The sequence below is a fragment of the Propionivibrio sp. genome (assembly GCF_017995515.1).
Taxonomy (GTDB): domain Bacteria; phylum Pseudomonadota; class Gammaproteobacteria; order Burkholderiales; family Rhodocyclaceae; genus Propionivibrio.
In genome coordinates this window covers 1-8,750 of sequence record NZ_JAGOIT010000127.1, presented here as the reverse complement: position 1 = coordinate 8,750, position 8,750 = coordinate 1, and the positions used below count along the sequence as shown (strand labels likewise).

6 protein-coding genes are annotated in these 8,750 nt (G+C 62.8%); 3 read left to right on the top strand and 3 right to left on the bottom strand.

Annotated features, from left to right (window positions below):
• Window positions 1–65: 65 nt before the first annotated feature.
• The 3 genes from KBA32_RS15315 to KBA32_RS15305 are packed head-to-tail and all read left to right on the top strand — an operon-like array spanning window position 66 to window position 2,373.
• Window positions 66–434, top strand: a complete 369-nt coding sequence (locus KBA32_RS15315) for a response regulator (RefSeq protein ID WP_294360693.1) — start codon at window positions 66–68, stop codon at window positions 432–434.
• Window positions 431–1,057, top strand: a complete 627-nt coding sequence (locus KBA32_RS15310; protein WP_294360689.1) for a chemotaxis protein CheC — start codon at window positions 431–433, stop codon at window positions 1,055–1,057. The genes KBA32_RS15315 and KBA32_RS15310 overlap by 4 nt, the downstream gene beginning before the upstream one ends.
• 2 nt (window positions 1,058–1,059) lie before the next feature.
• The gene (locus KBA32_RS15305) at window positions 1,060–2,373 is read left to right on the top strand and encodes an ATP-binding protein (protein ID WP_294360686.1); all 1,314 of its coding nucleotides are present in this window, start codon (window positions 1,060–1,062) and stop codon (window positions 2,371–2,373) included.
• Between the two features lie 346 nt (window positions 2,374–2,719).
• On the opposite strand, the gene KBA32_RS15300 is transcribed toward KBA32_RS15305, so the two are convergent.
• From KBA32_RS15300 to KBA32_RS15290, 3 genes are all read right to left on the bottom strand, one after another.
• Window positions 2,720–5,044 (bottom strand): ABC transporter substrate-binding protein, encoded by a 2,325-nt coding sequence (locus KBA32_RS15300; protein ID WP_294360682.1) that lies wholly within the window; start codon window positions 5,042–5,044, stop codon window positions 2,720–2,722.
• A 198-nt stretch (window positions 5,045–5,242) separates the two neighbouring features.
• A complete protein-coding gene (locus KBA32_RS15295; protein ID WP_294360680.1) occupies window positions 5,243–8,194 on the bottom strand; it encodes an EAL domain-containing protein in 2,952 nt (983 codons plus the stop codon).
• Between the two features lie 67 nt (window positions 8,195–8,261).
• Window positions 8,262–8,549: a hypothetical protein gene (locus KBA32_RS15290; protein ID WP_294360678.1), complete on the bottom strand. Its 288-nt coding sequence runs from the start codon at window positions 8,547–8,549 to the stop codon at window positions 8,262–8,264.
• Window positions 8,550–8,750 lie beyond the last annotated feature (201 nt).

The following is an 8,750-nucleotide window of genomic DNA, read 5'->3' as shown; positions in this document are numbered from 1 at the left end:
ATGTTACTTTCGTCATACGCACGACAGAGCGTACGAGAGACGACAGGTCATCACGGAGAAATTCAATGGCGGTATCTGTCCTGGTGGTCGACGACTCGCCCATCGCCCGAAAAATGCTGATCAAGGCGCTGCCTCCGGACTGGGACATCGAGATCACCCAGGCTGCCAACGGCATCGAGGCGCTCGCCGCCTATCGTGCCGGCCACGTGGATGTAATGTTCCTCGACCTGACCATGCCGGACATGGACGGCTATCAGGTGCTCGAAACGCTGCGCAAGGAAGACCTCAACTGCCTGGTGATCGTCGTCTCGGCCGATGTGCAGGAGAAGGCGCAGGAGCGCGTACTCGCCATGGGCGCCATTGCCTTCATCCGCAAGCCGATCACCGCCGAAGGCCTGCGCGACGTGCTGAAACAGTATGGGGTGGTCGTATGAGCGAAGAGTGCGAAACCATCAACGCGACCCTCACCGGCGACCAGCGCGACGCGCTGCAGGAGATCGCCAACATCGGCATGGGCCAGGCCGGCTCGTCGATCGCCAGGATCTGGGGCGAGTTCGTGCGCCTGTCGATCCCGCGCATTGCCAACGTCGAGCGGCTGGATATCCCGACCGTGCTGCAGCAGCTCGTCGGCGAGAAGAACATCCTTGCCGTGCGCCAGGCGTTCCACGGCCAGATCCGGGGCGAAGTCATCATCGTCTTCTCCGGCGGGCCGCCGCGAGAACTTGCCGAACTGATGGGCTACGACGACACCGATCGCGTCGAGGAAATCGAACTCATGCTCGACGTCGCGAACATCCTGGTCGGCGCCTGCCTCGGCGGCGTCGCCTCGACGCTGGATGTCGACATCGGCTTTTCGGCGCCGTCGATCATGGGGCTCGACATCGCACCGCGCGACCTGATCCCGCTTAGCGAGATCCAGCACAACCGCGCGCTGTTCATCGAGGTGTGCTTCACACTGGAGACAAAATCGTTCGCCTGCCACCTCGTCGTCATGATGCCGCCAAGCGAAATCGCCCGCCTCGGCAAAGAACTCGATCGCTTCCTCGAAGCGCTCTGAACATGCACGAAGCGATCGACCGCAGTCTGCTGGAGTTCATCGTCGAGCGCCTTGAAGCGGGCGTCTTCGTCGTCGACCGTGACTACCGCGTCGTCCTGTGGAATCGCTTCATGGCGATGCACAGCCAGCGTTCGGCGAAAGAAGTCGTCGGCCGCAACCTCTTCGAGAGCTTCCCCGAGTTGCCGCAGAAATGGCTGGCGCGCAAGATCGAGGGCGTCTTCATCCTGAAGAACTACGCCTTCACCTCCTGGGAACAGCGCCCCTTCCTCTTCCGTTTCAACCACAACCGCCCGATCACCGGCGGCATCGACGCGATGCGCCAGAACTGCATCCTGCTGCCGCAAAAGGACGCCGCCGGCGAGGTGAAGCATGTCTGCGTGACGTTGCTGGACTTCACCGACACGGCGATGTACCAGATGCGCCTGAACGAACTGATCGACCAGCTCAAAGAGGAGAAGGCGGCGCAGCAGGTCCTCATCGGCAAGCTGGAGGACGCGCAGGGCCAGCTGCTGCAGTCCGAGAAGATGGCCTCGGTCGGCCAGCTGGCGGCAGGGGTCGCGCACGAGATCAACAACCCGATCGGTTTCGTCAACTCCAACCTCGGATCGCTCAAGGGCCAGGTCGAGAGCCTGCTCTCGGTGCTCTCGGCCTACGAGGAGGTCGAGAACGCGCTCAAGGGCCAGCCGGACCTGCTGGCCTCGCTGCAGCAGGCCAAGGTCGCCGCCGACCTCGATTTTCTGCGCGACGACATCCTCGACCTGATCAACGAGTCGCTCGACGGCGTTCAGCGGGTGAAGAAAATCGTCGAGAACCTGCGCGACTTCTCCCGCGTCGACGCCTCCGAATGGCATTACGCCAACCTCGAACAGGGACTGGAGAGCACGCTCAACATCGTCTGGAACGAAATCAAGTACAAGGCCGAGGTCGTGCGCGAGTACGCCGGCTTGCCGGACGTCGAATGCATCGCCGCGCAGATCAACCAGGTGTTCATGAACCTTTTGGTGAACGCCGCGCACGCCATCGCCGAGCGCGGCACGATCACCCTGCGCACGGGCTTCGACGAGCGCGAGGTATGGGTGGAAATCGAAGATACCGGCGTCGGCATCAAGCAGGAAAACCTCAAGCGCGTGTTCGAGCCCTTCTTTACCACCAAGCCCATCGGCAAGGGCACGGGCCTCGGGCTATCGCTCGCCTACGGCATCGTCCAGCGCCATCAGGGCCGACTGGAAGTTCAGAGCGAACCGGGCAAGGGCACCCGATTCCGCCTCACCCTGCCGCGCCACCACACCGCTCAACCAGCACCTGGCTACGATTGACGACGCGGCTCACCGGGCCGCAACAGTAACTTATTGATCCGGCGCGGTAATGTTCGAAGTCCGTTCGCCCTGAGCCTGTCGAAGGGGGGGGACGGGCTTCGACAGGCTCAGCCCGAACGGGGGGTTGAGACTTCTTCGTGCCGGATCAACCTGAAGAACCCGGTTTTTCACCGCAAAGGCGCAAAGATCGCAAAGGTTCGCAAAGGTTCGCAAAGAAAATCAAAGCGCTACGCGAACAGCACCTGTCTTCCATCGCCACCCACAGGGTGAATGGCCAAGTACGATCCACCTGTTGTTTCCTTTGCGATCTTTGCGCCTTCACGCCTTTGCGGTGAGGTTTTCAGGTTCAATGCCGTTGCTCGCGCGTGCACGGCAGCGTGACGCGGAAGATCGCGCCACGTCCCGGTTCGCCGCTCACCGTCAGATGGCCGCCGTGCTGCCGGACAATGCCGTAGGCGAGCGATAGCCCCAGCCCGGTGCCCTTGCCGATGGGCTTGGTGGTAAAGAAGGGCTCGAACACGCGCTGCAGATTTTCCGGCGCGATGCCGACGCCGTCGTCGGCGATCTCCACCCACACCGAGTCGCCTTCCCGGCCCGTCCGCAACGTAATCACGCCGCGCTCGGGGATCGCCTGCACGGCATTGGCGACCAGGTTCATGAACACCTGATTGATCTGCGCGGCGATGCATTCCACGTCCGGCAGGCCGGCGTACTCGCGCACGACCTCGGCCTTGCCGCGCAGTTCGTTTTCGAGTATCCCGAGCGTGCTGTCGAGCCCGCGCTCCAGGTTGAAGTGCTGCCAGTCGGCACCGTCGAGGCGGGTGAATTCCCTGAGGTTCTCGACGATCTTGCGCACCCGGTCGACACCTTCACGCGATTCGCGGATCAACACACCGACGTCTTCGCGAATGAACGGCAGATCGGCGCTGGCTTTCGCCTGCGCGAGCTCATCGAGCAATGCCGGATGCGCGGCCAGCGCCGGTTCGGCCTGGGCGTAGGCGTCGACCACCGAAAGCAGGCCATCAACGTAATCGGCAAGTGTCCCCAGATTGCTGCGCACGAAGCCGATCGGGTTGTTGATCTCGTGCGCGACGCCCGCCGCGAGTTGGCCGATCGCCGCCATCTTCTCCGATTGTTCGAGTTGCCCCTTGGTATCCTCCAGTCGCTCGTTGAGCGCCTGGAGTTCGGCATTGGCGCGGGTCAGCTCCTCGATCAGGCGCGTGGCCTTTGCTTCGGCCTGCTTGCGCGCATCGACGTCGAGCTTGACCGCGACGTAGTGCGTCGTCACGCCCTTCTCGTCGCGCACCGCCGCGATATGCACTTCTTCCCAGTAGGTCGCGCCCGATTTTCGCTTGTTGAGCAGTTCGCCCGACCAGGGCCGTCCGGCATTCAGTGCAGCCCACATTTCGCGATAGATCGCGGGATCGTTCTTCCCTGAATTGACCATATCCGGGCGCTGCCCGATGGCGTCGGCGCTATCGAAGCCGCTGATCGCGCAGAAATGCGGATTCACGTACTGGATGCGGGTCTCGGTGTCGGTCACGACCACACCGGTCGGACTCTGCTCAATCGCCGTCGACAGGACTTGCAAACGATCGTGGGCCGCGCGCACCTCGGCGAGGCTCGCCTGCAAGCGCTTGTTGATGCGCAGCACGTACAGGCTGATCCCGCCCGCGAGCACGAGGACCAGCAAGCCGAAGCCCAGCACCCGGTACAGCCAGGCCAGGTTCGCCCCGGGATCAGGCGCGTAAAAGAAGCCCTTCAGGTCGATCCCCCGCGGCAACATGCCGATTTCCGCATACATATCGGCAATGTGGCGCCAGCGGCCGGGATGCATATAGCCGAGCTGGACGAGGTTGGGCTGCAGCAGTTCGCGCATCTGCGCTGCCTCGAAACGCAGGTACTCGGCCGAGAGCCCCTGCGTGTTGATGCGCTCCAGGATCATCGCGACGATCTCGTCCGGGTGCGCCATCGCGTATTCCCAGCCGCGCATGCTCGCGTCGCGGAACGCCTGCGCACGCTCAGGTTGCCGCTCAAGCAGTTGCTTCGAGGTAAACAGGTTGTCGCCGTAGCAATCGACGCCCGCCGAACGCGGCGAGAAAGCGAGATACGGCACGCCCGCCCGGCGCAGGTGGAACGGCTGGTTGGTGACGTACGCCACGATGGCATCGGTACGACCTTCGACCAGATCCTCGATCTTGAAGGTGTGTTCCAGCCGCGTGACGCGATCCATCGGAATCCCCTCGCGCTGCAGGTAGGCAAGGATCTCGTCGGACATCGGCTCCATCATCAGCCGCTTGTCGACGATGTCGTGAATGCTGCCGATGCCGGCGTCCTGGCGGGCGACGATGACGTAAGGCGAATGCTGGAAGACCACCCCGAGCACGACGACCGGTTTGCCGCCATGCCAGGCGAGCAGCAGGCTGCTCGTGCCGACGCCGAACTGCGCGCGGCCGGCAACCACCTCGTCGACGACGCTCTGCCCGGGCTCGGCTTCCCTGATCGTCACGTCGAAGCCGGCGTCGCGGTAATAGCCTTTCCACAGCGCCGTGTAGTAGCCGGCGAACTGGAAGGCGTTGCGCCACTTGAGCTGGAGCGTCACCGGTTCGATCGCGAACGCGGGCGCCGCAGCGAGAAACGCCAGCAGCAGGAGCGCGCGAATCTGCAACATTGAACCGAAAAAACTCACCGCAAAGGCGCGAAGGCGCAAAGATCGCAAAGGAAACAAGGGGTGGATCGTAATTGATCACTCATCCTGTGGGTGACTACGGAACATGCGCGCTGTTCGCGTAGCGCTTTGTTTTTCTTTGCGATCCTTTGCATCTTTGTGCCTTTGCGGTGAAAAATCGAGAAAACCTGAAGTGGTCGTCTAGCTTCCGCTGTCCACGGACTGGGCATAGCGCCGGAAGGCATCGCGCACGGCCTCGATGATGTCCTCGTTCTGCCAGGGTTTGGTCAGGAAGCGTGAAATCTCGCCGCGATTGATCGCCTCGGTCAGGCTGTCCAGCCCGGTATAGCCCGAGAGCACCATGCGCACCGTCTTCGGATACATCGCGCGCACCTGCGCCAGCAACTCGCTGCCGCTCATGCCGGGCATGCGCTGGTCGCTCAGGACCACGCCCACGGGATGCAGCGCCAGCAGCTTCAACGCTTCTGCACCGCTGTTGGCGGTCAGAATGCGATAGTTTTCCCCGCGCAGGACGCGCCGCAGCGAGGACAGGATGCTGGCCTCGTCGTCGACCAGGAGAATCGTCGACAGCGATTCGTCTTCCGTCGGCAGGCGCATCGGTCCGTAGCTGGCCATGAACGCCTGGAAATCCTCTCCGGAAAGCGGCTTGCTCACCAGATAACCCTGCATCACGTCGCACTGCAGCGACCGCAGGAAGCGCGCCTGTCCGGCATCCTCGACACCTTCGGCCAGCACTTCGAGCCCAAGCCCATGCCCGAGTGCGATGATGGCCTTGACGATCGAGGCGTTGGCGCTGTTGCGCGTGATGTCGCGCACGAAGCGCAGGTCGATCTTCAGCTGGTTGGCGTCGAGTTCCTGCAGGTAGGCCATCGACGAATAGCCGGTACCGAAGTCGTCGATCGACAGGCGGACACCGAGCGCCTTGAGTGCGGCAATTTCCTTGAATGACTGTCCGTGGTCATCCATGAGGCAGCTCTCGGTGATCTCCAGTTCGACCTGCTTTGGATCGACGCCGGATTCCTCGAGCGCACGCCGCACCGTATCGACCAGGTGGCCGCGGCCGAGCTGCACCGTCGAGACATTGATGGCGATGTGCTTGAGCGGGAGGCCGGCATCGATCCAGGCTCTGAACTGACGACACGCTTCGCGCAAGACCCATTCCCCGAGCGTGACGACAAAGCCGCTCTCCTCCGCCAGAGGGATGAAGTCGGCCGGCGAGATCATGCCGCGCAGCGGGTGCTTCCAGCGGGCCAGCGCCTCGACGCCGACAATCTTGCCGTTGATGAGATCGGTCTGCGGCTGGTAGTGCAGCAGGAGTTCGCCGCGCTCGACCGCGCGCCGCAGATCGGCGTCGAGCGACAGGCGATCCTTCGCGTGGCGGCTCATCTCGGCCGAGAAAAACTGCATTTCACCGCGTCCGCGCGCCTTGGCCTGGTGCAGCGCCACTTCGGCGTTGCTCTGCAGGGTCTCGGCGTCGGTGCCGTCTTCGGGGTACATGGCAACGCCAACACAGGCGCCGACGTAGAGGGGATTCCCCTCGAAGGCAAACGGTTTCGACAATTCGTCGATGATGCGCTGGACGACGAAGTCGACCGGCGGCATCTCCGTGCCCGACTCGATGATGATGTTGAACTCGTCGGCACTGACCCGGGCGATGGCCTCGACTTGCGGCAGCACGGCGCGCAGTCGCTTGCCGGCTTCCTCCAGAATCTGATCGCCGGCCTTGTGGCCGAGGCTTTCGTTGATCGCCGTGAAATTGTCGAGATCGACGAAGGCGAGCGAGAAGCCCGATCGGCTCACCTCGGCCGATTGCATCGCATACGCCAGAAGTTCGCGGAAGAGCGAACGGTTCGGCAGGCCGGTCAGCGGATCGCGGTTGATGAAGAAGTCGAGCCGCTCCTCGGCGTAGCGGCGTTCGGAAATGTCGCGATGCGAACCGCGCACGCCAAAGCTTCGCCCTTCGGCATCGAGCACCGATTTGCAGACGTGCTCGATCCAGCGCTCGCGCCCCTCGCGCGTGCGGATGCGGAAGATGACCGGTCCGCGCTCACTCTCGGGTGCCGACGGTCCGTGCGCACTCCATGCCGCCAGGTCATCGGCGTGGATGATCTTCTCCATCAGCGACGCGTCGGCGAAGAAGTTCTCGGCCGAGTAGCCGGATACATCGGTACAGGCCGGCGAAACGTAGAGGAAGGTGCCATCCGGCGCGGTCCAGTACTCCCAGTTCGGTGAGTACTCGGCGAGGATGTGGTATTTCTCCTCGCTTTTTTCGAGCAGCGCGCTGCGCTGCGCCACCTGCTGTTCAAGAACATTGCGCAGACGCGCCAGTTCCAGATGGTTAAGGATGCGCGCGCGCACCTCGTCGATATCGAACGGCCGGGTAATGTAGTCGGCGCCGCCGACTTCGAAGCCCTTGACCTTTTCCGCCACGGCATCGACTCCGGTGACGAAGATCACCGGAATGCGGTTGCCGGTCGGAGAGGCCTTGATTCGCTGACAGACCTCGTAGCCATCCATGCCGGGCATGACCACGTCGAGCAGCACGAGATCGGGCGGCGAGTCGCTGTTGACCGCGTCGACGGCGCCGATGCCCGTGTTGGCGACGCGGATGTTGTAGGTATTCTTCAGCGCACCGAGCAGGGCATGGATGTTCTCCGGGATGTCGTCTACGATGAGCAGCGTCGCCTTGCGATCCGGATCGGTGGACTTGCGTGCATCGAAGAGCAGCGGATTGCGCCGGTGCCGGCGCAATTCGAGCAGCATCGCGATACGGCGGTGCAGCAACTCCGGATTCACCGGCTTGGTGATGTAGTCCGAAACGCCCAGCTCGAAGCCGCGCGCTTCGTCCACCGCGTCTGAAAGCGCCGTGACGAAGATGACCGGAACCATCGCCGTGATCGGGTTCGACTTCAGACGCGAGAGTACCGAATAGCCATCCATACCGGGCATCTTCACGTCGAGCAGGATGAGATCGGGCTGCGGATGCCGCTGCGCCAGATCGAGCGCCCTCTCGCCGGTGGTTGCTGCGGCAATGGCGTAGGTGTCGCGCAGAATGGCGACGAGCGCATGCAAGTTCTCGCTGACGTCATCGACGATCAGGATGTGCGGCCGTTCAGCCGTTTTCTCATTCATCTACTGCTCCCTTCGTGCGCCTGCTTCAGCGTTTCCTGCAATTTGCGCAGCGCGGCGTTTGCGCCGTCTATGTCGAACACATCCAGCCGTTCAGCCAGCGCGGCAATCTCCTCGCCACGGCGCGTCGCCGTCGCCGGAGCGTAGTTCGCTCGGCCTGCCCGAGGTCGTATTCTAGCGCCAGACGCAGGTATTCGAGCCGGTCGAACAACTGCTGCGCGGTGATCCTCTGCCCGGCCGGAACGCTCACCGCCTCCAACCTCAAGGCCGGGCAATCGATATCCTGCAGCCCACCGAAGATCAACGCCCGAAGCTCATCCAGATCGTTCTGCGGCGCGGAGGCACAGAGGAAACGCACAGAAAAACGCCGTTGCCAAAGGTTTTCTCTGCGAAAACTCTGCGTCTCTGTGACTCTGTGGTGGGTGTTTCGGCATTTATCCTGAAAACCTCACCGCAAAGGCGCGAAGGCGCAAAGATCGCAAAGGAAACAGCAGGTTGATCGTACTTGACCATTCACCCTGTGGGTGGCGATGGAAGATAGATGCTGTTCGCGTAGCGC